Consider the following 24275-nt stretch of genomic DNA (forward strand, 5'->3'; position numbering starts at 1 on the left):
GAAGCTCAGTCAGGCCGGTCGAGCGCCGCCACTAGGCCGTCCAGCCGGTAGCCGAGCCAGTCGTAGACCCCGAACCGCGGATCATCGGAATCGCGGTCGTCGGCCTCGGCCACGCCCAGCCGAGTGGCGAGCACCAGCCGCACCGCTGCAAGTGTGCGCAGCCACGCCTGGGCGGCATCGGGGTCCAGGCGCACCTCGGTCTCCTCCAGCAGCGCCGGGTCGGCGGGGTCTTCGGGGATCCGTGACGCCTCGCTCAGCGAGGTGAGGACCACGGCGGCGTCGGCGCCCCGGCGGTCGAGCAGATCCGACTGGGTGAGCTCGCGGAACTCGCGGTCGGCGTCGGGGTCCTCCGCGTACGCGGACGGCGCCAGCCGGGCGATGGCGGGGTCGCCGTCACGACCGGAGTCGCGCAGCAACTCGGCGAACTGGCCGACCAGTCCCGACAGATGCGCTGCTTCCAAGCGGGTGATCTGCATCACCACCGTCGGAGGCCTCATGACGGTGCCCGTCGCACGGTCGCCCAGAGTCCGTAGTCGTGCATCGCCTGAGCATGCAGCTCCATCTGCTCGCGGGCGCCCTGCGAGACGACGGCGTGCCCCTCGTTGTGCACGGCCAGCATGAGCCGCTCGGCCTCGGCCCGGGGGAGACCGAAGTACTCGCGGAAGACATGGGTCACGTAGCTCATGAGGTTCACCGGATCGTCCCACACCACCGTCTGCCACGGCGTGTCGGGGTCGACCCTCGTGGACCTCTCCACCTCTTCACGGATGCCGGGCGCCGCCAGTGCCGCCATCACGCCCACCCGAGCTCGTGCAGGCGGTCGTCGTCGATGCCGTAGAAGTGCGCGATCTCGTGGACGAGCGTGGTGTGGACCTCCGCGCGCAGCTCGTCGTCGCTCTCGCACGCGGCCAGATGCGGCTCGCGATATACGACGATGCGATCGGGGAGCTCGCCGACGCCGTATCGGTCGCGTTCGGTCAGTGCCCAGCCTTCGTACAACCCGAGCAGGTCGAGGGTGCCGTCCTCCGGGCGGTCCTCGACGACGAACACCACGTTGTCGAGTCCCTCGACCATGTCGTCGGGGAGCTGATCCAGCTCGTCGATCACGAGCTGCTCGAAGCGTGCGGCATCCATCTCCATCATGATGCCCCGCTCCGATGCGAATGGGGCGCGTCCTGCGCGCCCCATTCGAAGGAATTGGGGTGAGTAACGGGACTTGAACCCGCGACCCCCTGGACCACAACCAGGTGCTCTACCAACTGAGCTATACCCACCATGTCTCCCGCCTGCGCGGGCAACCAGAAGATTCTCTCACACCTCTGCGGCAAACGACGACACGGCCGCGGCCGCGGCAGCGCGAGCGCCGTCGCTGGTGGGACCGGGTTCGGGAACGAACACCGCCTGGCGGTAGTAAGCCAGCTCGCGCACGGATTCGACGATGTCGGCGAGGGCGCGGTGCCCCCCTTCCTTCGCCGGCGCGTGGATGTACGCGCGCGGGTACCACCGCCGCGCCAGCTCTTTGATGCTCGACACGTCGACGTTGCGGTAGTGCAGCCAGCGATCGACTCGAGGCATGTACTTCGCAAGGAACATACGGTCCGTGCCGATGGTGTTCCCCGCCAGGGGTGCCTTCCCCTCGAGCGGCACGAATCGCTGGATGTACTCCAGCACTTGGAACTCGGCGTCGGCGAGGCTGACGCCGTGGGGGATCTCGTCGAGCAGACCGGAGGTGCGGTGCATGTTCGTGACGAACTCGCTCATGTTGGCCATCGCCGAGTCGTCGGGTCTGATCACGATCGCGAAGCCCGGGTCGAGCGGTCGGAGCTCGAAGTCCGTCACCACGACGGCGATCTCGACGAGTTCATCGACACCGAGGTCGAGTCCCGTCATCTCGCAGTCGATCCACACCAGACGATCGTTCTCGGATGCCCCCACCATGCGCTCCATCCTCGTGCAAGGTCCAGACATCCCCCGCCTGGACGCACATCCCGACTCCCACGCCGAGACGCCGTGCCCCTCCGGGAGGATTCGAACCCCCGACCTGGCGGGTAGAAACCGCTCGCTCTGTCCCCTGAGCTACGGAGGGAAAGGTGTTCCCACACTACTCGGTCCCGCCGCGCCGTCGCGGACGCTGGCGATCCGGCGCGGCCCGGCGTAGCGTCTGAGGCGGAGGCATCGAAAGGAGTTCACCGATGAGCACCACGGAGACGCACCACCCACTCTGGGTCGCCTACGGAGCATCAGGCGTTGCCGGAAGCATCCGCAAGGACGACGACGGCTATACGGTCACGATGGCCGGGGCCGACGCGGCGGCCGGCACCTATCCGTCGATGGAGATCGCCAAGAGCGCGCTCCACGCCAGGATGGCGCCGGGCAGCGACTGGCCGATGTTCCGGGAGCACTGAGGCCGGGTCCGAGCCGCACGTGCTCGCAGCACCGTCGGACGTCAGATCGGGCGTCCGGCGGTCGGCGCCGCCTGCTTTCGCGTGTCCAGGAGGGGCAGCGCGACGTGCACGAGCGGTCCGATCAGGAAGGCGAAGAGCACGGTGCCGATGCCGACCGTTCCACCCAGCAGCCAGCCGATGGCCAGGACGGAGAGCTCGACCGTCGCCCGGCACACCCAGATCGGCCATCCGAGACGGGAGTTGAGGCCCGTCATGAGGCCGTCTCGTGGTCCCGGGCCGAAACGGGCGCCGATGTAGAGCCCGGAGGCCAGTGCCACGATGAGGATGCCGCCCAGCAGCGTCGCGAGCTGGGCGGCGAGCCCGGAGATCTCAGGCACCACCCCGAGCACGAGCTGCATGCTCGTCCCCACCAGCAGGATGTTCGCGACTGTTCCGACGCCGGGTCGCTGTCGCAGCGGGATCCACAGCAGGAGCACGAAGAATCCGACGATGTTGGTGATCCATCCAATCCCGATGCCGGTGCGGACGGAGAGGCCTTCGGCGAAGACCGTCCACGGATCGACCCCGAGACCGGCGCGCACCGTGAGCGCGCACCCGGCCCCGTAGAGGAACAGGCCGACGATGAGCTGCGTGACGCGGCGTGGCATGCCACCATCCAATCGCAGGATTGGATGGTGGTGACCAGTCCAATGCGGCTAATCTGGCCCCATGGATTCCCGCGTGTCCGCCCGCGCCCTCGCATCGGCACTGGGCGGGTGGCGCACGCGCGAGCCCGCGTACGAGGCGCTGGCTGACGGCATCCGCCTCCTGTGCCTCGATAACCGGCTGGCGCCGCGCACGACCCTACCGGCCGAACGCGAGCTCGCAGGGGCTCTCGCGGTCAGTCGCAGCACGGTCGCAGCCGCCTATCGCAGCCTCCGCGACACCGGCCACATCTCGAGTCTTCGCGGCTCCGGCAGCGTCACTCTCCCGCTCGGCCGGCGGGAACCCGGCCGCGTGGCCGCCGGCGACGGCATGATCGATCTGCAACAGGCCAGCCCACCCGCGTGGCCCGGGCTCGCCGGCCTGATGGCCGAGGCCGCGGGGAGCGCCTCGACGCTCGTCTCGCGCGTCGGATACGACGTGCTGGGGCGCATCGAGCTGCGCGAGGCCATCGCGCATCGGTATGCCGAGCGCGGGATCCCCACGCACCCGGACGAGGTGCTGGTGACCACAGGCGCCCAGAGCGCGATCCACTTGATCTCGTCGGTGCTGGTCGGGCGGGGTGACCGCGTTCTCGCCGAGACCCCCACCTATCCCCACGCTGTCGACGCCCTCCGTCGAGCCGGAGCGCGCCTGGTCGGTGTCCCCGTGACGACGGATGCCGGCTGGGACCTCGAAAGAGCGGAGCAGGCGTTCGCCCGCACGCTTCCGGTGATGGCGTACCTCATGCCGGACTTCCAGAACCCGACCGGTCGCAGCATGACCACCCTCGAGCGCGCCGCCATCCTTTCCGCGGGCGAAAGGGCGGGCGCTGTCCTCGTGCTCGATGAGACGACGGCCGATCTGGACATCGACCGGGGTCCGGTCGCCCCTGGCTTCGAGCCGTCGGAGCCCGGCACCGTCGTGCGGATCGGCTCGCTCGGGAAGACAGTCTGGGGCGGACTGCGGCTCGGGTGGGTGCGGGCCGACGGCGACCTGATCCGGCGTCTGGTCGCCGCCCGCCCCGCGCACGACCTCGGGACCCCGGAGTTCGAGCAGGCGATCGCGACCCAGCTGCTCAGGCGCTTCGACCAGGTGGTCGCTCAGCGCTCGGCGCTGCTGCGATCCGGCCGTGACGCGGTCGTCAAGGCGCTCGAGGCCCAGCTGCCGTCGTGGGGCATCCCCGTCGCGCGCGGCGGCGTGTCGCTGTGGATCGAGCTGGGCGCACCGCTGAGCTCTGCCCTCGTCATCGAGGCGCGGTCCCGCGGTGTGCTGCTGACTGCCGGTCCCCGGTTCTCGGTGGACGGCGGGCACGACCGTCAGCTGCGCGTGCCGTTCACCGCGCCGCCGGACGAGATGGCGCGCGCCGCCGCACTGCTGGCCGACGCGTGGGCGGCGGTGCGGGCAGGGGCGCCGCCTTCGGTCGTGGCGGAGGCGGGCGCCGTCGTCTGACGGCGGTGCGGCCTCGCGGCGACTCAGCGGCCCAGGCGCAGGCACTCGAGGGCGTCGTCTGCACTCCAGAAGTCGCCCAGATCGCGGAACGCGCGCGACGGCGGGTGGAACCTTCGCGCCCGCACGCGTGTACCGTCGGAGTGGGCCACGGCTTCGAGGTGACCCACCACCCGTCCGGACGCGTCCTGCACCCGCCACAGGTGCGGTGCTGCGGGGGTCAGGCGCACGCCCCACCGCAGCGCGACGTCACGGGCGACAAGCTCTTCCGTATCGGTCTGAGTGAACATCGGCTCTCCTCCTGAATCGAACATACGTTCGGGGTCCGACATCGAGCGGCGCGGTGCCGTCGGCTCCTCCCCAGCCGCGGGTACGGGCCGCATCATCCCCAGAACGTGAGCGACAGCGATCACTGGGCGCGCGGGGTGTCCAAGCTGGGTCCACCCACCGGCGCCCCGGGCATGGGCGCCGGTGGCGGAGGAGATTCCTCGTCGACAGAAGGGATGCGACATGAGCGACATGGGCGACATGATCACCGTCACCGGCAACGTGGGCACCGCTCCGGAGCTGAAGCACACCCCCGCGGGTGTGCCCATCACCACATTTCGCCTCGCGAGGGGACTGCGGCGCTTCGACCGCGAGGCGGGGGCGTGGTCGGACGCCGGCACCAGCTGGTACACCGTCTCGGTCTTCCGTGATCTCGCGGATCACGCGTTCGCGTCGCTCAAGAAAGGCGACAGGGTGATCGTCTCCGGTCGCCTGCGGGTCAGGGACTGGGAGGCCGGATCCTCGAAGGGCACCGCAGTCGAGATCGACGCGGACGCGATCGGGCACGACCTCAGGTGGGGCACCACCACCTTCGTGAAGGATGCGCGCGGCAATCGCGGCGGGGCGGCGCACGGTGACGCGTGGGCCGCGCCCGGCGTGGATGCGAACGAGCGGGAGCAGGGCGCGCGGGAGGTCGAGCCGGCGGCCGCGCCTCTCCCGACTCCGCCGCATTCGGCGGGCGGTGAACCGCCGCGCGAGCCGGAGACGCCCTTCTGAGTGCGCCGGCGGCAGAACCGCGCCCCCGTAGACTCACCCCGTGCAGCCACACCCCGCTCCTCGACCGTCATGGCGGCGACGGTGCGTCGCCCGGATGCTCGCGGTCGCCGCGGTCACTGCCGCTGTCGCAGGGTGCAGTCCCACGGGTCCGGCACGTCCCGCCGCTTCGACGAACGCTCCCGCGGGCGCGCAGTCGACGTCTGCGGCGACGGAACCACGCGACCCGGGGGGTGCTGCAGAACCCCCCGCTCTCATCGCCGAGGGCACGGCCGCCGACAACCTGCCGCTGTTCGCAGCGGTGACCGCGGCGGTCTGGGCCTCCGAGGAGCGCGGCGCGGGCCGGGCGTACATCGACGCGCTGGTTCAGGCGGGCTTCGAGAAGGCGGCCATGGAGGTCACGCATGACCTCACCACCGTGGGCAACCCGGCCGAGAGCATCCAGTTCTCAGTCATGTGGGGGCAGGAGTGCCTCCTGGGACAGGTCGGTCCGGCGACGGGCGAACCGGTGACGACGATCATGCCCGTGCTGCAGGAAGGCACCTGCTTGGTCGGGCAGACGCGTGTCATCGACTGGTGACCTGATATATCCCGCATCGCGCCACCGAGGCCCGCGAGGCGGCTGGTCGCTCATCTCGCCCACATGCTCGTCTCTCCGGCGGCCGGTAGGCTGGGACGCTGACGTCTCGACTCCAAGGAGAACTGAATCCCGCATGGCTGAGTACATCTACTCGATGGTCCGCGCCCGCAAGGCCGTCGGAGACAAGCTGATCCTCGACGACGTCACGATGGCGTTCCTGCCCGGAGCCAAGATCGGCATGGTGGGCCCGAACGGCGCCGGAAAGTCGACGATCCTCAAGATCATGGCGGGCCTGGACCAGCCCTCCAACGGCGAGGCGAAGCTGACCCCCGGCTTCTCCGTCGGCATCCTCCTGCAGGAGCCCGAGCTGGACGAGAGCAAGACGGTGCTGGAGAACATCCAGGACGGCATCGCGATCAAGCCGAAGCTCGACCGCTTCAACGAGATCTCGGGCCTGATGGCCGACCCCGACGCCGATTTCGACGCGCTTCTGGCCGAGATGGGCACGCTCCAGGAGGAGATCGACGCCGCCGACGCGTGGGATCTCGACTCGCAGCTCGAGCAGGCGATGGACGCCCTGCGTACGCCTCCCGGCGACGCGGCGATCGCTCCGCTGTCCGGCGGCGAGAAGCGCCGCGTCGCCCTCACCAAGCTCCTGCTGCAGAAGCCGGATCTCCTCCTCCTGGATGAGCCCACGAACCATCTCGATGCCGAGAGCGTGCTGTGGCTCGAGCAGCACCTGCAGAAGTACCCCGGCGCGGTGATCGCCATCACGCACGACCGCTACTTCCTCGACAACGTCGCGGAGTGGATCGCCGAAGTGGACCGCGGCAGGCTCATCGGCTACGAGGGCAACTACTCGACGTACCTGGAGAAGAAGGCCGAGCGCCTGGAAGTGCAGGGCAAGAAGGACGCCAAGCTCGCCAAGCGGCTCGCCGAGGAGCTCGACTGGGTGCGCTCGAACCAGAAGGGCCGCCAGGCGAAGTCGAAGGCCCGGCTGGCCCGCTACGAGGAGATGGCCGCCGAAGCCGAGCGGACGCGCAAGCTGGACTTCGAAGAGATCCAGATCCCGCCGGGTCCGCGTCTGGGCAGCGTCGTGATCGAGGCCAAGAAGCTCCAGAAGGGATTCGACGGCCGCTCGCTCATCGACGGGCTGACCTTCAGCCTGCCTCCCAACGGCATCGTGGGAGTCATCGGGCCCAACGGCGTCGGCAAGACCACGCTGTTCAAGACCATCGTGGGCCTCGAGCCCCTCGACGGGGGCGAGCTGAAGATCGGCGAGACGGTCAAGATCAGCTACGTCGACCAGTCGCGGGCGAACATCGACCCGGGCAAGACACTGTGGGAAGTCGTGTCGGACGGACTGGACATCATCACCGTGGGCAAGACCGAGATCCCCTCGCGCGCGTACGTGTCGAAGTTCGGCTTCAAGGGTCCCGACCAGCAGAAGAAGGCCGGCGTGCTCTCGGGCGGTGAGCGCAACCGACTCAATCTCGCGCTGACCCTCAAGGAGGGCGGCAACCTGCTCCTTCTCGACGAGCCCACGAACGATCTCGACGTCGAGACCCTGCAGTCGCTCGAGAACGCACTGCTGGAGTTCCCCGGCTGCGCCGTCGTCATCACGCACGACCGGTGGTTCCTGGACCGCATCGCGACCCACATCCTCGCCTACGAGGGGACCGACGAGGACCCCGACCGGTGGTACTGGTTCGAGGGCAACTTCGAAGCGTACGAGGCGAACAAGATCGAGCGCCTCGGCCCGGATGCGGCGCGTCCGCACCGCACCGCCTACCGCAAGCTGACCCGCGATTGAGCGCACGAAGCTTCCTCGGACGCCGAGGCGGTGGAAGCCCGTGACGAAGGAAAGAGGAGCGCGCGTGGCTGACGCCGACGAGGCGACGGGTGCACGCGACGGTCACTCCCGCCGCCTGCACATCCCGATCCACCTGCGATGGGGCGATCTCGACGCGTTCAACCACGTCAACAACACCGCCATGCTCAAGCTCCTCGAGGAGGCGCGCGTGCGCGCCTTCTGGCTGCCCGAGCCCGGCGAGGATGCGCCGCCGACCGCGGTGCTGGACTCCAGCATCTTCAGCGGCATGCTCACGCTCATCGCCCGACAGGAGATCGAGTACCTCGCGCCGGTGCCGTATCAGCGGCATCCGCTCGACGTGCAGATGTGGTTCGGCAAGCTCGGCGGGTCGAGCATCGAGGTCTGCTACGAAGTCTGCAGCCCGGTCGAAGGTCTCGGCACGCAGATCGTGTACGCCAGGGCCACGACCGTGATCGTGAAGGTCGATGCCGAGAGCGGACGGCCGATGCGCCTCACGCCCGAGGAGCGGGCCGCGTGGCAGCCGTATCTCAGCGAGCCGATCCGCTACGCGCACCGCCGCTGAGTCACCCGCCGGAGGGATCCTTCTCCGGCACGCGGACCATGATCTCCTGGGCGACGCTCGCCATCAGCGTGCCGTCGCCGGAGTAGATGCGCCCGGTCGCGAGGCCGCGCCCGCCCCGTGCACTGGGGGACTCCTGGACGTAGAGCATCCACTCGTCGACCCTTCCGAAGCGGTGCCACCACATCGCATGGTCCAGGCTCGCCACCTTCAGCCCGCGGGTCGACCAGGCAACACCGTGCGCGCGCAGGATCGACTCCTGGATGGTGAGGTCGCTGAGATACGCGAGCACGGCGCGGTGGACGGCCGGGGTGTCGGGGATCGGCCGCCGGACGCGCATCCACACCGCCTGCCGCGGCACGCGCTCACCCGAGACCGTCGCATAGATGGGCGACGGGATGTGACGCAGATCGATGGGCCGGTCGGTGAACAGTCGCTTCGACATCGGATGCAGCCCCGCCAGATGCGATTCGATGTCGGGCAGGTCGTCCGGTGCGGGGACGTCCTCGGGGATCGGCGTCTGGTGATCGAGCCCCGGATCCTCATCCTGGAACGACGCGATCATCGAGAAGATCGGCACGCCTTCCTGGAATGCCTGGGTACGGCGGGTCGAGAACGATCGGCCGTCGTGGATCCGGTCGACGGCGAAGGTGATCCCCTTGGTCGAGTCGCCGGGTCGGAGGAAGTAGCCGTGCATGGAGTGGACGGTGCGCTCCTCGGGAATGGTCCGCGAGGCCGCGACGATGGACTGCGCCAGCACCTGACCGCCGTAGACCCGGCCCAGCGGCATATGCTGCGAGGTGCCGGTGAAGATGTCCTCGGTTGTGCGGGCATCCGACGCGCTCAGATCGATCACCGACAGCATGGAGGCGACGGGATCGGCCTCCGGGACGGCTTCGGCGGTCGGCTCCTGGTCCACGCGGTGCTCCTTCCCGGGGCGTCCGCCGCCCGCAGGTCCGCTTGGTAGCTTAGGGGCGATGTCCCCGCGCCTCCTGCTCGCCGATGCCGAGTCCGCCGCCGACGCGCTGACCTTCGCCGGACGGGCCGCCCGCTTCACCGACGAGGGTCTGCGTCTCGTCGCGTCGGGGGGCGTGCTGGCGATGACGGCCGCGCCGCTCGCTCCCCGCGGGTTCGGGGATCCGACACCGACGGTCCTCGCCCTGCGCACCCTCGCCGCCGACCCCGAACTCGTCTGCGATCTCGTGGTGGAGGCATCCGCTCTGTCCGCAGTGGACGACGACCGCCGCGCGCTCGCGCTTCCCGACACCGCGCTCGCGCCCGCATGGGCGGGGATCACGCCGCCGCGGACCGGATGGGATCGCCGGCCGGGCATCGAGGCGGCCACGCTCGCCGCGAAGGCGCAGGGAGGCATCGCCCGCGTGTCGGACGCGGTCCCCACGGACGCCGGCGAAGACGTGGTGCGCACGGTGCGAGCGGCGGTGTGGGGTGCGCCGGACGACGAGCTCGGCGGCCTGCCGGCGGGCGTCGCCTTCGCGGCTCTCAGCCTCGGCTTCATCAGCGGAAGCGAGACCGCGCGGGTGTTCGCGAGCGGTCCGTGGACGAGGATCACGCTCGACCGTGGTCACGTGCTCGTGCGCGGGCCGGTGGCGACCGGCCTCACAGCCGTGCGCAGCACCGGGTCAGCGCTCCGCTGATACCGGCGCCGTCGGCGGCCGCCGCAGAGACGGGGCGCCCCGCACCGTCACACCGCTGCGGCAGCCGCCCGTCCGGCGATGCGGCCGGAGAACAGGCATCCGCCGACGAAGGTGCCTTCCAGCGCCCGATACCCGTGCACGCCGCCGCCCCCGAACCCACTCGCCTCGCCCGCGGCGAAGAGGCCGGGCACGGGCTCCCCGCCCGCACCCAGGGCCCGCGCCGACAGGTCGGTCTCGATTCCGCCGAGGGACTTGCGTGTCAGAACGTGGAGCTTCACGGCGATGAGCGGGCCCGACTTCGGATCGAGGATGCGATGGGGGCTGGCGGTGCGGATCAGCCGGTCGCCGCGGAAGGCGCGCGCCGAGCGCAGCATGGCGATCTGGGCGTCCTTGGTGAAGTCGTTCTCCACTTCGCGGTCGCGCGCCTCGACCTCGTGCCGCACCCGGTCGCCGTCCAGCGCTTCGCCGCCGGGGAGGGCGCGCATCCCGGCGATCAGCGCGTCGAGGTCGTTGCGGACGACGAAGTCGGCACCGCGGTCCATGAACGCCTGCACCGGCCCCGCCGCGCCCTTCCCGAGGCGGGAGGCGGCCAGGAGGCGGACATCCTTGCCGGTGAGGTCGGGGTTCTGCTCGCTGCCCGAGAGCGTGAACTCCTTCTCGATGATCTTCTGCGACAGCACGAACCACGAGTGGTCGTACCCGGTCGCGCGCAGGTGGGCGAGCGTGCCCAGCGTATCGAAGCCGGGGAAGAGCGGCACCGGCAGCCGGCTTCCGGTCGCATCGAGCCACAGCGAAGAGGGACCGGGGAGGATCCGGATGCCGTGACCCGGCCACACCGGATCCCAGTTCTGGACGCCCTCGACGTAGTGCCACATCCGATCTCCGTTGATGATCCGTGCGCCGGCGGCCGACGCGATGGGCTGCATCGAGCCGTCGACGTACGCCGGCACCCCTGTCACCATCGTCGCCGGGGCGGTGCCCAGGCGCTCGGGCCACCACCGCCGCACGAGATCGTGGTTGCCTCCGATGCCGCCGGAGGCCACGACGGTGGCGCCGGCCGTCACGGCGAACGAGTCGACCACGTCGCGCGAGCTCGCCACTCCGCGCACGGCGCCCGAGGGTGCCAGGATGTCGCCGCCGGCTCCGGTGACCGTCCCGTTCTCGACGGTGAGCGAGACCACCCGGTGTCGCGGCAGGATCGTCACCCGCCCGTCGGCCTCGGCCGCTTCGACCGCTGCTTGGAAGGGGGCGACGAGCCCGGGACCTGTTCCCCACGTGACGTGGAAGCGCGGCACGGAGTTGCCGGGACCGGTGGCGGTGTAGCCACCGCGCTCGGCCCAGCCGACGATGGGGAAGAATCCCACGCCCTTCTGGCGCAGCCAGGCGCGCTTCTCGCGGTGCGCGAAGTCGAGATACGCGTCGGCCCACCGTCGCGGCCAGAGGTCCTCGTCGCGATCGAAGCCTGCGGTGCCGAGCCAGTCCTGGCGGGCGAGTTCGAGGGAATCCCGGATTCCGAGCCGGCGCTGCTCCGGCGAGTCGATGAAGAACAGTCCGCCGAAGGACCACCACGCCTGGCCGCCCAGGTTCGACCGCGGCTCCTGGTCGACGATGATCACGCGTTTGCCGGCGGCCGCGGCCTCAGCGGCCGCGACGAGGCCGGCCAGGCCCCACCCGATCACGAGCACGTCGGTGCGGTGGCTGGCAGTGGGCATGTCGACTCCTTCGTCGGCGGTGGCCTGGGTCAGCGGGAGGCGTCGGGGTCGGCCGGGGGAGCGGCGGTGACGGGGATCGACGTCGCCGCGCGCATGCCGGCGGCGGGTCCGATGCCGGAGGGCTGGAAGGTGTTCACCATCGCGTAGGCCGCCCGCTGGAGGTAGTCCCAGAGCGTGGCCTCGTGAAGCGGCGGGAGCTTCAGCTCGTCGACGGCGACCCGCATGTGCGCGAGCCAGCGGTCCCGGGCGTCGGGGTCCACGTGGAAGGCGGCGTGCCGCATCCGAAGCCGAGGGTGCCCGCGCTGTGCGCTGTAGGTGGTCGGCCCACCCCAGTACTGCTCGAGGAAGAGCGTCAGCCGTTCCTTGGCGGGACCGAGGTCCTCCTCGGGATACATCGGACGCAGCACGTCGTCGTCGGCGACGCCGCGGTAGAACGCGTCGACCAGGCGCACGAACGTGTCGTGCCCGCCGATCTCATCGTAGAAGCTCAGCGGGACCGGCGGCTGCTCGCCGGCGGGGCCGATGGGACCGTCTGTCATGACGTGCCTCCGGACGTGCTGGCGCCGTCGGCGCCGTCGACGGGCGACGGATTCTTCTTCGGCGTGCGCTTGGGCTTCCACACCGGTCGCTCGACGGCCGGCGGCACCGGTGTCGGCTTCGTCTTCGGCGGGTTGGCGCCACGCACCCGCTGCGCCCCCTCGATCCCGCTGGGCATGACCGCCGCGAGGGCGGGCAGGCTGATGCCCATCTCATCGATGGTGCGCTTGAGTCGCATGCGCAGCTCGCGGGCGACGTCGTCCTTCGCGTTGGCGCGCGTCTTCATGACGAGCCGGATGACCAGCGCGTCGCCCGAGATCGACTCCAGCCCCCACACCTCGGGCTGCTCGAGTATGCGCGTGCGCCACTTCGGGTCCTTCGCGAGCCCCTTTGCCGTGTCGAGCATCGCCCGTTCGACCTCCGCGATGTCGGAGTCGACTGCGACCGAGAGGTCGATGATGACCCTCGACCATCCCTGGGAGAGGTTGCCGATGCGGGTGATCTCGCCGTTGCGCACGTACCAGAGGGTGCCGTTGACGTCGCGGACGTGGGTCACCCTGACGCTCACGTACTCCACGATGCCGGTGGCGAGCCCGAGATCGACCACGTCGCCGATGCCGACCTGGTCCTCCGCGACGATGAAGATGCCGTTGAGCACATCCTTGACGATGTTCTGCGCTCCGAAGCCGAGACCGGCGCCGATGGCCGCCGTGAGGAGGGTGAGGGACCCGAGCGCCGACGGTGCGACGACGTTGATGATCAGCAGGATCGCGATGACGACGATCGTCACGTTGACCACGTTGTGGAGGATCGAACCCAGCGTGCGGGTGCGCTGCACCAGTCGCACCGAAGCCAGCGGCGAACGCTCGAGCGCCTGCGTGTCGTCCACGTTCGCCTTGGACTTCGCCCCGTTGACGATCCGGTTCACCACGCGCCGGATCACGAACTTGAGGATCCACGCGAGCAGGATGGCGCCGAGGACGATCAGGGCGATGGTCAGCAGATTCCATCCCGCCCTGACGAAGAAGTCCCCGACCTGGCGCCAGAGCTCCGCGTCGGTCAGGTCCGGAGGCGTGGTGGTGTCCAGGGGGGCGTTGATCATCGCTTCGATCCTAAAGCGGATGCCCCGGCCCTGCCTGAGTCCGCGATGGACGGACTCGGCGGGACCGCGGCATCCGCGGTCCGGTCACTGACCGTCGCGGTCCTGCACCGACAGCGCGCGCTCGACCCCGGCGAGGTTCTCGGCGACGAGGCGGCGCAGTGCCGGCGCCGCATCGGCGTTCTGCTCGAGCCACGCGCGCGTCGCGTCGCGCAGTGCCACATTCGCCAGCGGCGCCGGGTAGAGGCCCACGATCAGATACTGGGCGATCTGATAGGTGCGGGAGTCCCAGATCGGCTGCAGCGCGTCGAAGTACCGCGGCACGAACGCGTCGAGAAGCTCACGACTCGCGGGGTGGACGAAGCCGAGCGCCGCCGAGCGCACGATCGTGTTGGGCAGCTCGTCGCTGTCGACGAGGGAGGACCATGCCGCAGCCTTGGCCGCGGCGGTCGGAAGCGCCGCCTTCGCCTGGGCGGCGAACTCGCCACCCTTGGCCGTGTTGTCGGCGGCGAGCGCGGCATCGATGTCGGCCTCGGTCACCACGCCGCCGGCCGCGAGCGACACGAGCAGCTGCCACGACAGGTCGGTGTCGATCTCGAGCCCGTCGAGGGCGACCTCGCCGTCGCGCAGTCGGCGGACCTTCTCCCACTGGCTCGGCGCCGCGGCCGCGGACGCGAACGCCGTGACGAACTGCAGCTGGCTGTCGCCGCCGGCCGCCGCGGACTCGGCCAGCTCCCACAGCGCGTCGGCCACCTTCGCGCGCGTCGCGTCGCGCCTCTCCGGCGCGACGTACGAGTTCGCCGCGAGCTGGAGCTGGGCGAGCGTCGTGCGCACAGTGGTCGACTCCGTCTCGGCGCCGATGTTGCGCAGCACCAGGTCGACGTAGTCGGACGCGGATGCCTCGGCATCGCGCGTCTGATCCCATGCGGCGCCCCACACCAGCGAGCGGGCGAGCGGGTCGCTGATCTTGCCGAGGTGGTCGACGGCGGTCTGCAGGGAGCGGTCGTCCAGCCGGATCTTGGCGTAGGCGAGGTCCTCGTCGTTGAGCAGCACGAGAGCCGGACGGGTGCGCCCCTTGAGCTCGGGCACCTCGGTGAGGTCGCCGTCGACGTCCAGCTCGACATGGTGCACCCGCACGAGCGCGTCGCCCTGAAGGTCGTAGAAGCCCACGCCGAGGCGGTGCGGACGGATGGTCGGGTAGTCGGCCGGGGCCGTCTGCACGATGGCGAACCGCGTGATCGTGCCATCGGCATCCGTCACGATCTCCGGCGAGAGGGTGTTCACGCCGGCCGTCTCGAGCCACTTCCTCGACCAGGTCGACAGCTCGCGGCCGCTGGTGACCTCGAGCTCGCTCAGCAGGTCGGAAAGCTCGGTGTTCGACCACTCATGCTTCTTGAAGTACGCCGCCACGCCGGCGAAGAACGCCTCGATGCCCACCCACGCGGCCAGCTGCTTGAGGACCGAGCCGCCCTTGGCGTAGGTGATCCCGTCGAAGTTGACCTGGACGTCCTCGAGGTCGTTGATCTGCGCGACGACGGGGTGGGTGGAGGGCAGCTGATCCTGACGGTACGCCCAGGTCTTCTCCATCGCGTTGAAGGTGGTCCATGCCTCGGTCCACTCGGTGGCCTCCGCCGTCGCGATCGTCGAGGCCCACTCGGCGAACGACTCGTTGAGCCAGAGGTCGTTCCACCACTTCATCGTGACCAGGTCGCCGAACCACATGTGCGCGAGCTCGTGCAGGATCGTGACGACGCGTCGCTCCTTGACGGCGTCGGTCACCTTCGAGCGGAAGACGTAGGTCTCGGTGAACGTGACCGCGCCGGCGTTCTCCATGGCCCCGGCGTTGAACTCCGGCACGAACAGCTGGTCGTACTTGGCGAACGGGTAGGCGTAGTCGAACTTCTCCTCGAAGTACGAGAAGCCCTGCCGCGTCTTGTCGAAGATGTAGTCGGCGTCCAGGTGCTGCCACAGGCTCTTGCGCCCGTACACCCCGAGCGGGATGACGCGGCCCGATGCGCTGGTCAGCTCTGAGAAGGTCGCTTCGTAGGGACCGGCGATGAGCGCCGTGATGTACGAGGAGATGCGCGGCGTGGGCTCGAACCGCCACGTCGCCGTACCGTCGCCGTGCCGCTTCGGCTCGGGCGTGGGGGAGTTCGACACGACCTTCCACGGCTCCGGCGCGGTGACGGTGAACTGGAACGTGGCCTTGAGGTCGGGCTGCTCGAACACCGCGTACATCCGTCGCGAGTCGGGCACCTCGAACTGGGAGTAGAGGTAGACCTCGTCGTCGACGGGGTCGACGAAGCGGTGCAGGCCCTCGCCGGTGTTGGTGTAGAGGCAGTCCGCGTCGATGACCAGCTCGTTCTGGGCGGCGAGGTCGTCCAGCGAGATCCGCGCGTCGGCGAACGACGTCGCCGGGTCGACGGATCGCCCGTTGAGGGTGATCTCATGCACGTCGCGGGCGATCAGGTCGATGAACGTCGATGCGCCGGGCGTCGCGGCGAAGCGGACAACGGTGCGCGATCGGAAGACCTCCGCGCCCCTGGTCAGGTCCAGTGCGACCTCGTACGACTGCGTGTCGACGATCGCGCGGCGCTCCTGCGCCTCGATGCGGGTGAGGTTCTCTCCAGGCACTGCTTCGGCTCCCGTGGGTGAGGATGACGGACGGTGTCTTCGGCCCGTGGCCCGGACGCAGGGTCCGGCGGACGCTGCCGGCGCTGCTGGCACCGGTGACAACCGGTCCAGCCTACGCGGTGCGCGCGCCCGTTCGTCGGTCACGGCGGGCGGCGGTCCGGCGCGAGGGCGTCGACATCCCCGAATCGCGCTCGGCGGTCCGCGGCGGTGTCAGGATGGGAAGGTGACGTCCTCCGAGCAGCCCGTGGTCCCGTTCGCCTCGCCCGCCGCTGCGCCGGGTGCCCCATGGGTGGAGCAGCCGGTCGCGTACGACGCACTGCTTCTCGCCGGCTTCGGCGGTCCCGAGGGACAGGACGACGTCATCCCGTTCCTCCGCAACGTCACCCGCGGGCGCGGCATCCCCGACGAGCGACTCGAGGAGGTCGCCCACCACTACCGCCATTTCGGCGGGGTCAGCCCCATCAATGCCCAGAACCGCGCCCTCAAGGCGGCCCTCGAGGCGGAGCTTGCGCGCCGCGGCATCGATCTGCCGGTGTATTGGGGGAACCGCAACTGGTCGCCCTACCTGGCAGAGGCGGTGACGGATGCCGCGGCCGCCGGTCACATGCGGCTTCTGGGCCTGGCGACGAGCGCCTACTCGTCGTTCTCGAGCTGCCGGCAGTACCGTGAGGACTTCGCCCGCGTGCTGACCGAGACCGAGCTCGCCGGGACGGTGACGATCGACAAGGTGCGACAGTTCTTCGACCACCCCGGATTCGTGCAGCCGTTCGTCGACGGCGTGCGCGACGCGGTCGCCGGGTTCCTCGCCGACGGGATCGCGCCGGGAGCCGTGCGCGTGCTGTTCTCGACGCACAGCATCCCGACCGCCGATGCTGAGCGCTCGGGACCGCGCGCGGGCGACGACAGGCACCGCGACCTGGGGGAGGGCGGCGCGTACGCCGCCCAGCACAGGGCGGTCGCCGAGGTCGTCATGGCGGCCGTCGCCGCGGAGGTGCCGGGCGCCGAGGGCATCGGCTGGGATCTGGTGTACCAGTCCCGCTCCGGACCGCCGTCGCAGCCGTGGCTCGAGCCCGACGTCAACGACGTGATCGCCGAGCTGCCGGCGGCCGGGATCGAGGCCGTCGCAGTCGTGCCCCTCGGCTTCATGAGCGACCACATGGAGGTCCTCTGGGATCTGGACACGGAGGCCATGGAGGCTGCCGCCCAAGCCGGCATCCGGGCGGTGCGCACGCCGACGCCGGGCGTCGACCCGGTCTTCGTGTCGGGCCTCATCGACCTGGTCGAGGAGCGCCTGAACGGCACGCCCCCGGGTGATCGCCCGCACCGCACGGACTTGGGTCCGTGGTTCGACGTGTGCCGTCCGGCGTGCTGCGAGAACGTGCGCGCAGGCTTCAAGCCCGCCGCCGCCGGCGTCGCGCCCTGAGCCGCGGCTGCCTGCTGTCGCCGCTCCCTAGGATGGAGCCCATGCGCATCCATATCGCGACCGACCACGCCGGCCTCGAGTTCTCGACGCAGCTCCAGCACCACCTGGCCGCCGCCGGGCACGAGGTCGTCGACCACGGTCCGATCGAATACGACCCGCTCGACGACTACCCCGCGTTCTGCATCCGTGCCGCCCAGGCGGTGGTCCGCGACCAGGCCGACGGCATCGAAACGCTCGGAGTCGTCTTCGGCGGCTCCGGCAACGGCGAGCAGATCGCGGCGAACAAGGTCGTGGGCGCGCGCGCCGCCCTGGTGTGGAGCATCGCGACGGCGGAGCTCGCTCGCGAGCACAACGACGCCAACGTCATCGCCATCGGCGCCCGTCAGCACACCTTCGACGAGGCGGCCTCGTTCATCGACCGCTTCATCGAGACCCCCTTCTCGGGCGCGGAGCGTCACGCTCGCCGGATCGCACAGCTCTCCGCCTACGAGGAAGACGGCGCCCTCGAGCCGGATCCGCGCGCGACCGCCCCCGGACACCCCGACGTCCTGGCCGCCGACGACAGCTCGTTCGATCCCGAAGCCGGCTGACCCGTGCCCGAGGGCCATTCCGTCCATCGCATCGCCCGCCAGTTCGACCGGAACATCGTCGGCAGGCCCGTGCATGCCTCCAGCCCGCAAGGGCGGTTCGCGGACGGGGCGGCCGCGATCACCGGCCGGAGCGCCACGTCGGTCCGAGCGGTGGGCAAGCAGATGTTCCTCGAGTTCGAGGACGACCTCTGGCTGCGGGTGCACCTGGGGATGTACGGGGCGTGGGACTTCGCGGGCGAGATCGTCGTCGACGCGACGATCGCCTCGGCCAACGGTCGCATGGGACAGACCAACCAGCGCGGCACCGACCTCGACGAGCCGATCTACGACGTCGCGGGCGAGAACTCGCTGACCTCGATCGGTGCACCGCGTCGCACCCGCGTGCACGTGCGGATGTCGGAGCAGACCACCGGCCTGGCCGACGAGCCGGACACGTGGCCGCCGCCGGTGGTCGGTCAGGTGCGATTGCGGCTCCTCACCGACGTCACGTGCGCCGACCTGCGCGGGCCGACGGCGTGCGAGCTGCAGACGCCCGACGAGGTGGTGGCGACGATCGCGAGGCTCGGCCCGGATCCCCTGGTGGATGATGTCGCGGAGGGCGAGGAGCGGTTCACCACGGTCGTGCGGCGCAAGCCCACCTCCATCGCGCTCCTCCTCATGGATCAGGCGGTCGTCAGCGGGATCGGCAACGTCTACCGCGCCGAGCTGCTGTTCCGCGCCCGGCAGCACCCCCATACACCGGGCAGAGACGTGCCCGAAGAGGTCGTGCGGGGGATCTGGCGCGACTGGGTGCGGCTGCTGGCCATCGGGGTCGAGACCGGGCAGATGATGACGATGGACGACCTCGACGAGGCGGCCTACCGCCGGGCGATGGCCAGCCGAGACGACCGCCACTGGGTCTACCACCGGGCGGGGCTGCCCTGCCGGGTCTGCGGCACCGCGATCGTGGTCGAGGAGCTCGCGACGCGCAAGCTCTACTGGTGCCCGAACTGCCAGCGTTGACCGCTTCGAGTCGCGCACGTTGCAGGTGAACCGGTCCTTCGGGCGCCGGGTGCGCGATTCGAACGCCTATCCGCGACCCTAGGCTGGGCCCCATGCGTCAGAACCCGAGCTTCGCCATGACGGACGTCGGCGAGATCCGCCGCCTCATCGAGCAGAACCCGTGGGTGACCATCGTCAGCTCGACCGGTGACGGGCTGGTCGCCTCGCACTACGCCGTGATGCTGGATCCCGCCCGCGACGACCTCACGATCGTCGGTCACGTCGGCAAGCCCGACGACCTCGTCCACGGACTCGGCGAGCGGGAGCTGCTCGCCGTCGTCCAGGGTCCGCACGGCTACATCTCTCCCGGCTGGTACGGCGAGACCCCGAGCGTGCCGACCTGGAACTTCGTCTCGGCGCATCTCAGCGGCATCCCGGAGATCCTCACCCCCGAGGAGAACCTCGAGGTGCTGGAGCGGCTCGTCGCACGATTCGAGGGCGGGATGCCGCAGCCCCGTCTGATGTGGGAGCCTCCGAACGATCCCGACTACGTGCGCCGCCTCGAATGCGGCACCGTCGGCTTCCGCCTCACGCCCACCCGGGTCGTCGCCAAACGCAAGCTCAGTCAGAACCGGCCGGACGAGGTCGTGGAGGACATCATCCTCCGGCTCGAGGCCGGTGCGAGCCCCTATGCCGACGCGAGGCTGGCACCCGAGATGCGCCGCGATCTCGAGACCCGCAGGGCGGCGCGGTGACCCCGGCCCGCGGCGACCGACCCGACGTCATCGCGAACGCCCGCCTCACCGGCACCGATCGGACCGACCCGTTCGGCGACGAGGCGGTCGACGTGCACCTGGCAGACGGACTGGTGGCCGATCTCGCCCCCGCCGGCGCTCTTCCCTGCAACGGGCTCGTGCTCGACGCCGACGGCGGCTTCGTGATCCCGGGCCTGTGGGACCACCACGTGCACACCGTGCAGTGGGCGCTCTCGGTCCAGCGCGTCGACCTCGGCGGCGCCGGCTCGGCCGCCGAAGCGGCGGCACTCATGGGCGCCGCCGACCCGCTCGCGGACGGCCGGCGGGTGGGCAGCGGGTTCCGCGACGCCTTCTGGCCGGACGCGCCCGAACTGGCCGTGCTCGATGCGGCCACCGGCGAAGTGCCCACGTACCTCATCAACGCGGACGTCCACAGCGTGTGGCTGAACTCCGCCGCGCTGCGGCGGGAGGGCTTCGAGCCGGACGGCGTGGGCCTGCTGCGCGAGGAGCCGGCGTTCGAGATCTCGCGGCGCCTCAACGCCGTCGACACGTCGGTGTCGGATCCGCTCGTGGCGCAGATGGCGCAGGATGCCGCATCCCGAGGCGTCGTCGGCCTCGTCGACCTCGACATGGCCTGGAACGAGGACGCCTGGGTGCGCCGGCTTGCGGCGGGATTCGATGCCCTGCGGGTGTCGTTCGGCATCTACCCGGAGTTCCTCGACCGTGCGATCGGGGAGGGGCTTCGGACCGGGGACGCGGCGCGGGGCGCGGCATCCGATCTCGTCCGCGTCGGTCCGCTCAAGGTGATCACCGACGGCTCGCTCGGCACCCGCACCGCAGCGTGCTCCCATGCCTACCCCGGCGACCCCGGCAACCACGGCGTCCTCACCGTCGACATCGCGACTCTGATCGAGCTGATGAGTCGCGCCACCGCCGCCGGCATCGCGTCGGCCATCCACGCGATCGGCGACGTCGCCAACACGCACGCGCTGGACGCGTTCGCGGCCACGGGCGCGTGGGGGACCGTCGAACACGCCCAGCTCGTCGCCCACTCCGACATCCCGCGCTTCTCGCGGCTGGGGGTCGGCGCCAGCGTGCAGCCCGTCCACGCCCTGGACGACCGCGACCTCACGGACTCGGTGTGGGCGAGCCAGACCGCACAGGCCTACCCGCTGCGCGCGCTCCGGGACGCCGGCGCGAACATCCTCTTCGGCTCGGATGCGCCGGTGTCGCCGCTGGATCCGTGGGCGGCGATGGCGGCCGCGGTCTTCCGCACCCGGGACGGACGCGAGCCCTGGCAGCCGGGGCAGCGCCTCGATGCGGCGACGGCGCTCGGCGCCTCGACCCGCGGGGGTTCTGAGGAGCCCGCCCGCATCGGTCCCGGTGACATCGCCGACCTCGCGGTGTGCGAACGCGACCCGCTGGCTGCCGACGAGGAGCAGATGCGCGGCATGAACGTCGCGGCGACGGTTCTCGGCGGTCGACTCACCCACGTCGCGTGAGCGCCCCCACCGGGGGTCTGCCCCCGCACCGGTCGGGGAGCGGGTCGGATGCCGCACCCCGCGCACTGCCGCGAGGCTGGGATCATGACCCTGAGGGAGACGTCGGTGACCGCGATGACCAATGAACCCGGGCCGTTGCCGCGCACCGTCGCGCGCGACGGGGACGGCGGGTTCTGGCCGACCTACGGCCGGGCGTGGATCCGAACGCCCGGGAGTGCGCTGTACCTCCTGGCGGTGTTCGTCCTGGCCATGCTGTCGCTCGGCATCCTCGCCGCGCTGTTCTGGACGAGCGTCGGCCTCTTGATCCTCGTGGTCGGCCTGCCGCTGGGCGTGCTGACCCTTCTCATCGCCCGCGGATTCGGCGTGGCAGACCGCTTCCTCCTCCGGCTCACGGGCCTGCCCCCGGTCGCGGAGCCGGAATGGAGACGCCGCACCGACGGCGGGAACGGCTTCTGGGCGGCCCTCACCCGGCCCGTCCGCGATCCCCACTACTGGGTGTATCTCGTGCACGGGATGATCGTCAGCCCGATCCTCAGCACCGTCTCGTTCGCGCTGACCATCGTCTGGCTCAGCGTCGGGCTCGGCGGACTCACCTACTGGTTCTGGGGCATGTTCCTCCCGCGCGAAGCCCGAGACGGCGACGGCGACTGGGGTCGCTACGTCGCGGACGTCGTGCCCTGGCTGTTCGGCGGATGGTCGAGCTGGGGCGTCGAGGTCGTGCTGTATCTCCTGGCCGGGATCGTGTTCACGATCACGATGCCGTGGGTGCTGGGCGGTCTCGCGCGCGCCCACCACGCGGTGGCGGCGGCGATGCTGGGACGCTGGAGCTCCGACGACCTGGCCGCCGAGGTGCGGGCGGAGTCCGCGGCCCGCGAGGCTGCCGTCCACGCCGAGGACGTCGCCCTGCGCCGGCTCGAGCGCGACATCCACGACGGTCCGCAGCAGCGACTGGTGCGGCTTCAGATGGATCTCGCTGCTGTCGAGCGGCGAGCCGAGGCGGGCGAAGCGGATGCCGCGGCCGACCTCGCCCGCGAGGCGCGCGGTCATGCGAAGGCGGCGCTGGACGAACTGCGCGCGCTCTCGAGCGGGGTCGCTCCGCCCCTGCTGCAGGACCGCGGTCTCGCGGCAGCGCTCGAGGCCGTCGCAGCGGGCTCCCCGCTGCCGGTCCACGTCGACATCGACCCGGCCATCGATCGGGCCGTGAGCGCGGAGGTCGCACGCACGGCGTACTTCGTCGTCGCCGAGCTGCTGACCAACACGGTCAAGCACGCCGGTGCCAGTGCGGTGACGCTGACGGCGGGGCTGCGAAGGGCGCCGAACGGCGCCCCGACCCACCTCGACGTCTGGGTGGTCGACAACGGCCGCGGCGGCGCGACGTTCGCACCCGGTCATGGGCTGGAGGGGCTGCGTGAGCGGCTCGCGGGGCTGCGCGGGCTGGTGGTGCTGGAGAGCCCCGTCGGCGGGCCGACGTCGGTGGGCGCGCACGTCCCTCTCGGGAGCGCGCCGTGACCGGTCCCTATGCTGAGGAGGTGGACGCCGTGCTCGATCCCCTCGCACCCCGCGTCGTCCTGTTCGAGGATTCCCTCCTGCTGCGCGAAGGGCTCGTCCGCCTCTTCGACGAGGCCGGCTACGTCACGGCGGGCGCGTGGGGCGACGCACGCGATGTGGTCGAGCGCGTGCGCGGCGCGCATGCCGACATCGCGATCCTCGACGTGCGCCTGCCGCCCGGCTTCCGCGACGAGGGCATCCGCGCCGCCCTGGAGGTGCGAAGCGCGCTGCCGGATGTCGGCATCCTCGTGCTGAGCCAGTACGTCGAGGCGGTCTACGCGCGCGAGCTGCTCGCCGGCGGCGAAGGCGGCGTCGGATATCTGCTCAAGGACCGCGTCACGTCGCTCGCGGAGTTCACCGACGCCGTCAGGCGGGTGCGGGAGCGAGGCACGGTGCTCGACCCTGTCGTGGTGCAGGCGCTGCTCTCCGCGCGTCCGGACCCGCTGTCGACCCTCACCCCTCGTGAGCGGGAAGTGCTCTCGCTGATGGCCGAGGGGCGGAGCAACGGCAGCATCGCCGAGCGTCTCTTCATCGGCGTGGGCGCGGTGGAGAAGAACATCAGCGCCATCTTCGCCAAGCTCGGGCTCGAGGAGTCGGGGACCGAGCACAGGCGGGTGCTCGCCGTGCTCGCCTTCCTCCAGGCCGGTTGACGACGAAGGCCCCCGGTGGTCACCGGAGGCCTTCGGATGGGAGCACCCTCGTCACTCGGCGAGGTGCGCGAAGAGGAACCAGCGGTCCTTCTCGAGCGACTCCTTGATGCCGATCGCGATGTCCTGGCTCGTGAGGTCGAACTCGTCGAGCCCGTCGATCGCGGCCTGGACGTCGGCGATGACGGCGTCCATGTCGGCGATCACGGTGCGGATGAGGGCATCCCACTGCGTGAAGCCCGCCGGGACCGCGCTCTCGGTCTTCAGAGCCACCGTGGCGACGCGGGCATCGATCGGCAGGCCGAGGGCGACGATGCGTTCGGCTGCCTGGTCGGCGCCGTCCTGGGCGTGGGCGACCACGGAGTCCAGGAGTTCGTGGATCGCGATGAAGTTGGCACCCCGCACATTCCAGTGCGCCTGCTTCCCGTTGACGGCGAGCGCCTGCAGCCCCAGCACGACGGGAGTGAGGAACTGCGCGGTCGCGGCGGCGACGTCGGGGTTGGCGGCGGTGGCGGGGGTGGTCTGGGTGTTCGACATGTCTGGCCTCCATCATTCGGAGGGTCGCTCGGCTGGCGATCGGCCTCCAGTGACTGCAACGGTACTCAGCGGGAGTCATTCCGCAAGCAAGTGAAGGCTGGGCTAA

At 70.6% G+C, this 24275-nt stretch carries 26 protein-coding genes and 2 tRNA genes; 14 read left to right on the top strand and 14 right to left on the bottom strand.

The genetic code is table 11. The features are described 5' to 3' along the window. Positions 1-5: 5 nt before the first annotated feature. The 6 genes from IR212_RS07120 to IR212_RS07145 all read right to left on the bottom strand — a co-directional run bounded on the left by IR212_RS07120 (position 6) and on the right by IR212_RS07145 (position 2086). A complete protein-coding gene (locus IR212_RS07120; RefSeq protein ID WP_228479524.1) occupies positions 6-497 on the bottom strand; it encodes a DUF2017 family protein in 492 nt (163 codons plus the stop codon). Beyond that, on the bottom strand, positions 494-802 hold the full coding sequence (gene clpS, locus IR212_RS07125) for an ATP-dependent Clp protease adapter ClpS (protein ID WP_228479525.1): 309 nt from the start codon (positions 800-802) through the stop codon (positions 494-496). The genes IR212_RS07120 and clpS overlap by 4 nt, the downstream gene beginning before the upstream one ends. After that, complete coding sequence (locus tag IR212_RS07130) at positions 793-1134, bottom strand: metallopeptidase family protein (RefSeq protein WP_194398229.1); 342 nt, start codon at positions 1132-1134, stop codon at positions 793-795. Before IR212_RS07130 ends, clpS begins: the two co-directional genes overlap by 10 nt. A gap of 64 nt (positions 1135-1198) precedes the next feature. Next, positions 1199-1274: transfer RNA gene (locus tag IR212_RS07135), tRNA-His, on the bottom strand. 37 nt (positions 1275-1311) lie between these two features. Next, positions 1312-1938 (bottom strand): oligoribonuclease, encoded by a 627-nt coding sequence (orn, locus tag IR212_RS07140; protein WP_194398230.1) that lies wholly within the window; start codon positions 1936-1938, stop codon positions 1312-1314. Between the two features lie 75 nt (positions 1939-2013). Further along, positions 2014-2086, bottom strand: a tRNA-Arg gene (locus IR212_RS07145). Between the two features lie 106 nt (positions 2087-2192). Between IR212_RS07145 and IR212_RS07150 the strand changes: the two genes are divergently transcribed. Continuing rightward, the gene (locus IR212_RS07150; RefSeq protein ID WP_194398231.1) at positions 2193-2405 is read left to right on the top strand and encodes a methyltransferase; all 213 of its coding nucleotides are present in this window, start codon (positions 2193-2195) and stop codon (positions 2403-2405) included. Positions 2406-2446: 41 nt separating this feature from the next. On the opposite strand, the gene yczE is transcribed toward IR212_RS07150, so the two are convergent. Further along, the gene (gene yczE, locus IR212_RS07155; RefSeq protein WP_194398232.1) at positions 2447-3052 is read right to left on the bottom strand and encodes a membrane protein YczE; all 606 of its coding nucleotides are present in this window, start codon (positions 3050-3052) and stop codon (positions 2447-2449) included. Between the two features lie 61 nt (positions 3053-3113). Between yczE and yczR the strand changes: the two genes are divergently transcribed. Further along, entirely contained in the window at positions 3114-4538 is a 1425-nt protein-coding gene (yczR, locus tag IR212_RS07160) for a MocR-like transcription factor YczR (protein ID WP_194398233.1), read from the top strand. A 23-nt stretch (positions 4539-4561) separates the two neighbouring features. On the opposite strand, the gene IR212_RS07165 is transcribed toward yczR, so the two are convergent. Continuing rightward, complete coding sequence (locus IR212_RS07165; RefSeq protein WP_194398234.1) at positions 4562-4825, bottom strand: hypothetical protein; 264 nt, start codon at positions 4823-4825, stop codon at positions 4562-4564. Positions 4826-5045: 220 nt separating this feature from the next. Here IR212_RS07165 and ssb point away from each other — a divergent pair, with 220 nt between their 5' ends. The 4 genes from ssb to IR212_RS07185 all read left to right on the top strand — a co-directional run bounded on the left by ssb (position 5046) and on the right by IR212_RS07185 (position 8552). After that, the gene (gene ssb / locus IR212_RS07170; RefSeq protein ID WP_194398235.1) at positions 5046-5579 is read left to right on the top strand and encodes a single-stranded DNA-binding protein; all 534 of its coding nucleotides are present in this window, start codon (positions 5046-5048) and stop codon (positions 5577-5579) included. A gap of 40 nt (positions 5580-5619) precedes the next feature. Further along, complete coding sequence (locus IR212_RS17060) at positions 5620-6156, top strand: DUF6993 domain-containing protein (RefSeq protein WP_228479526.1); 537 nt, start codon at positions 5620-5622, stop codon at positions 6154-6156. A gap of 133 nt (positions 6157-6289) precedes the next feature. Further along, positions 6290-7969 (top strand): energy-dependent translational throttle protein EttA, encoded by a 1680-nt coding sequence (gene ettA, locus IR212_RS07180; protein ID WP_194398236.1) that lies wholly within the window; start codon positions 6290-6292, stop codon positions 7967-7969. Between the two features lie 64 nt (positions 7970-8033). Continuing rightward, complete coding sequence (locus IR212_RS07185) at positions 8034-8552, top strand: acyl-CoA thioesterase (RefSeq protein WP_194398237.1); 519 nt, start codon at positions 8034-8036, stop codon at positions 8550-8552. Between the two features lies 1 nt (position 8553). Here IR212_RS07185 and IR212_RS07190 read toward each other — a convergent pair whose 3' ends face one another. Then, complete coding sequence (locus IR212_RS07190; RefSeq protein WP_194398577.1) at positions 8554-9414, bottom strand: acyl-CoA thioesterase; 861 nt, start codon at positions 9412-9414, stop codon at positions 8554-8556. A 112-nt stretch (positions 9415-9526) separates the two neighbouring features. Here IR212_RS07190 and IR212_RS07195 point away from each other — a divergent pair, with 112 nt between their 5' ends. Continuing rightward, positions 9527-10204, top strand: a complete 678-nt coding sequence (locus IR212_RS07195; protein WP_194398238.1) for a DUF8185 domain-containing protein — start codon at positions 9527-9529, stop codon at positions 10202-10204. A gap of 47 nt (positions 10205-10251) precedes the next feature. On the opposite strand, the gene IR212_RS07200 is transcribed toward IR212_RS07195, so the two are convergent. From IR212_RS07200 to pepN, 4 genes are all read right to left on the bottom strand, one after another. After that, complete coding sequence (locus IR212_RS07200) at positions 10252-11916, bottom strand: FAD-binding dehydrogenase (protein WP_194398239.1); 1665 nt, start codon at positions 11914-11916, stop codon at positions 10252-10254. Between the two features lie 29 nt (positions 11917-11945). Beyond that, on the bottom strand, positions 11946-12455 hold the full coding sequence (locus tag IR212_RS07205) for a globin (protein WP_194398240.1): 510 nt from the start codon (positions 12453-12455) through the stop codon (positions 11946-11948). After that, a complete protein-coding gene (locus IR212_RS07210) occupies positions 12452-13555 on the bottom strand; it encodes a mechanosensitive ion channel family protein (RefSeq protein WP_194398241.1) in 1104 nt (367 codons plus the stop codon). The genes IR212_RS07205 and IR212_RS07210 overlap by 4 nt, the downstream gene beginning before the upstream one ends. 84 nt (positions 13556-13639) lie before the next feature. Next, a complete protein-coding gene (gene pepN, locus IR212_RS07215; RefSeq protein ID WP_194398242.1) occupies positions 13640-16186 on the bottom strand; it encodes an aminopeptidase N in 2547 nt (848 codons plus the stop codon). A 223-nt stretch (positions 16187-16409) separates the two neighbouring features. Here pepN and IR212_RS07220 point away from each other — a divergent pair, with 223 nt between their 5' ends. The 7 genes from IR212_RS07220 to IR212_RS07250 all read left to right on the top strand — a co-directional run bounded on the left by IR212_RS07220 (position 16410) and on the right by IR212_RS07250 (position 23635). Next, positions 16410-17609, top strand: coding sequence for a ferrochelatase (locus IR212_RS07220; RefSeq protein WP_194398243.1), 1200 nt, complete (start codon positions 16410-16412; stop codon positions 17607-17609). A 41-nt stretch (positions 17610-17650) separates the two neighbouring features. Further along, positions 17651-18199 (top strand): ribose-5-phosphate isomerase, encoded by a 549-nt coding sequence (locus tag IR212_RS07225; RefSeq protein ID WP_194398244.1) that lies wholly within the window; start codon positions 17651-17653, stop codon positions 18197-18199. A 3-nt stretch (positions 18200-18202) separates the two neighbouring features. After that, positions 18203-19201, top strand: a complete 999-nt coding sequence (locus tag IR212_RS07230) for an Fpg/Nei family DNA glycosylase (RefSeq protein ID WP_194398245.1) — start codon at positions 18203-18205, stop codon at positions 19199-19201. A gap of 92 nt (positions 19202-19293) precedes the next feature. Next, positions 19294-19935 carry an FMN-binding negative transcriptional regulator gene (locus IR212_RS07235; RefSeq protein WP_194398246.1) on the top strand — a complete coding sequence of 214 codons (642 nt, stop codon included), beginning with the start codon at positions 19294-19296 and terminating at the stop codon, positions 19933-19935. Then, positions 19932-21437 (top strand): amidohydrolase, encoded by a 1506-nt coding sequence (locus IR212_RS07240; protein ID WP_194398247.1) that lies wholly within the window; start codon positions 19932-19934, stop codon positions 21435-21437. The genes IR212_RS07235 and IR212_RS07240 overlap by 4 nt, the downstream gene beginning before the upstream one ends. 84 nt (positions 21438-21521) lie before the next feature. Next, the gene (locus IR212_RS07245; protein ID WP_228479527.1) at positions 21522-22946 is read left to right on the top strand and encodes a sensor histidine kinase; all 1425 of its coding nucleotides are present in this window, start codon (positions 21522-21524) and stop codon (positions 22944-22946) included. Further along, on the top strand, positions 22943-23635 hold the full coding sequence (locus IR212_RS07250) for a LuxR C-terminal-related transcriptional regulator (protein WP_194398248.1): 693 nt from the start codon (positions 22943-22945) through the stop codon (positions 23633-23635). The genes IR212_RS07245 and IR212_RS07250 overlap by 4 nt, the downstream gene beginning before the upstream one ends. A 51-nt stretch (positions 23636-23686) precedes the next feature. Here IR212_RS07250 and IR212_RS07255 read toward each other — a convergent pair whose 3' ends face one another. Then, positions 23687-24169, bottom strand: coding sequence for a Dps family protein (locus IR212_RS07255; RefSeq protein ID WP_194398249.1), 483 nt, complete (start codon positions 24167-24169; stop codon positions 23687-23689). Positions 24170-24275: the final 106 nt, after the last annotated feature.

The organism is Microbacterium atlanticum (assembly GCF_015277815.1).
GTDB classification, from domain to species: Bacteria; Actinomycetota; Actinomycetes; order Actinomycetales; family Microbacteriaceae; genus Microbacterium; species Microbacterium atlanticum.

What these genes read in the sequence shown, in the direction of transcription:
- IR212_RS07190 (WP_194398577.1), bottom strand. Translation starts at nt 9,414, where the DNA reads ATGCTGTCGGTGATCGATCTGAGCGCGTCGGATGCCCGCACAACCGAG.
- IR212_RS07255 (WP_194398249.1), bottom strand. Translation starts at nt 24,169, where the DNA reads ATGTCGAACACCCAGACCACCCCCGCCACCGCCGCCAACCCCGACGTC.
- IR212_RS07200 (WP_194398239.1), bottom strand. Translation starts at nt 11,916, where the DNA reads ATGCCCACTGCCAGCCACCGCACCGACGTGCTCGTGATCGGGTGGGGC.
- IR212_RS07150 (WP_194398231.1), top strand. Translation starts at nt 2,193, where the DNA reads ATGAGCACCACGGAGACGCACCACCCACTCTGGGTCGCCTACGGAGCA.
- IR212_RS07225 (WP_194398244.1), top strand. Translation starts at nt 17,651, where the DNA reads ATGCGCATCCATATCGCGACCGACCACGCCGGCCTCGAGTTCTCGACG.
- orn (WP_194398230.1), bottom strand. Translation starts at nt 1,938, where the DNA reads ATGGTGGGGGCATCCGAGAACGATCGTCTGGTGTGGATCGACTGCGAG.
- IR212_RS07235 (WP_194398246.1), top strand. Translation starts at nt 19,294, where the DNA reads ATGCGTCAGAACCCGAGCTTCGCCATGACGGACGTCGGCGAGATCCGC.
- IR212_RS07195 (WP_194398238.1), top strand. Translation starts at nt 9,527, where the DNA reads ATGTCCCCGCGCCTCCTGCTCGCCGATGCCGAGTCCGCCGCCGACGCG.
- ssb (WP_194398235.1), top strand. Translation starts at nt 5,046, where the DNA reads ATGAGCGACATGGGCGACATGATCACCGTCACCGGCAACGTGGGCACC.
- ettA (WP_194398236.1), top strand. Translation starts at nt 6,290, where the DNA reads ATGGCTGAGTACATCTACTCGATGGTCCGCGCCCGCAAGGCCGTCGGA.
- IR212_RS07130 (WP_194398229.1), bottom strand. Translation starts at nt 1,134, where the DNA reads ATGGATGCCGCACGCTTCGAGCAGCTCGTGATCGACGAGCTGGATCAG.
- IR212_RS07165 (WP_194398234.1), bottom strand. Translation starts at nt 4,825, where the DNA reads ATGTTCACTCAGACCGATACGGAAGAGCTTGTCGCCCGTGACGTCGCG.
- IR212_RS07210 (WP_194398241.1), bottom strand. Translation starts at nt 13,555, where the DNA reads ATGATCAACGCCCCCCTGGACACCACCACGCCTCCGGACCTGACCGAC.
- IR212_RS07245 (WP_228479527.1), top strand. Translation starts at nt 21,522, where the DNA reads ATGACCCTGAGGGAGACGTCGGTGACCGCGATGACCAATGAACCCGGG.
- yczR (WP_194398233.1), top strand. Translation starts at nt 3,114, where the DNA reads ATGGATTCCCGCGTGTCCGCCCGCGCCCTCGCATCGGCACTGGGCGGG.
- yczE (WP_194398232.1), bottom strand. Translation starts at nt 3,052, where the DNA reads ATGCCACGCCGCGTCACGCAGCTCATCGTCGGCCTGTTCCTCTACGGG.
- IR212_RS07120 (WP_228479524.1), bottom strand. Translation starts at nt 497, where the DNA reads ATGAGGCCTCCGACGGTGGTGATGCAGATCACCCGCTTGGAAGCAGCG.
- IR212_RS07205 (WP_194398240.1), bottom strand. Translation starts at nt 12,455, where the DNA reads ATGACAGACGGTCCCATCGGCCCCGCCGGCGAGCAGCCGCCGGTCCCG.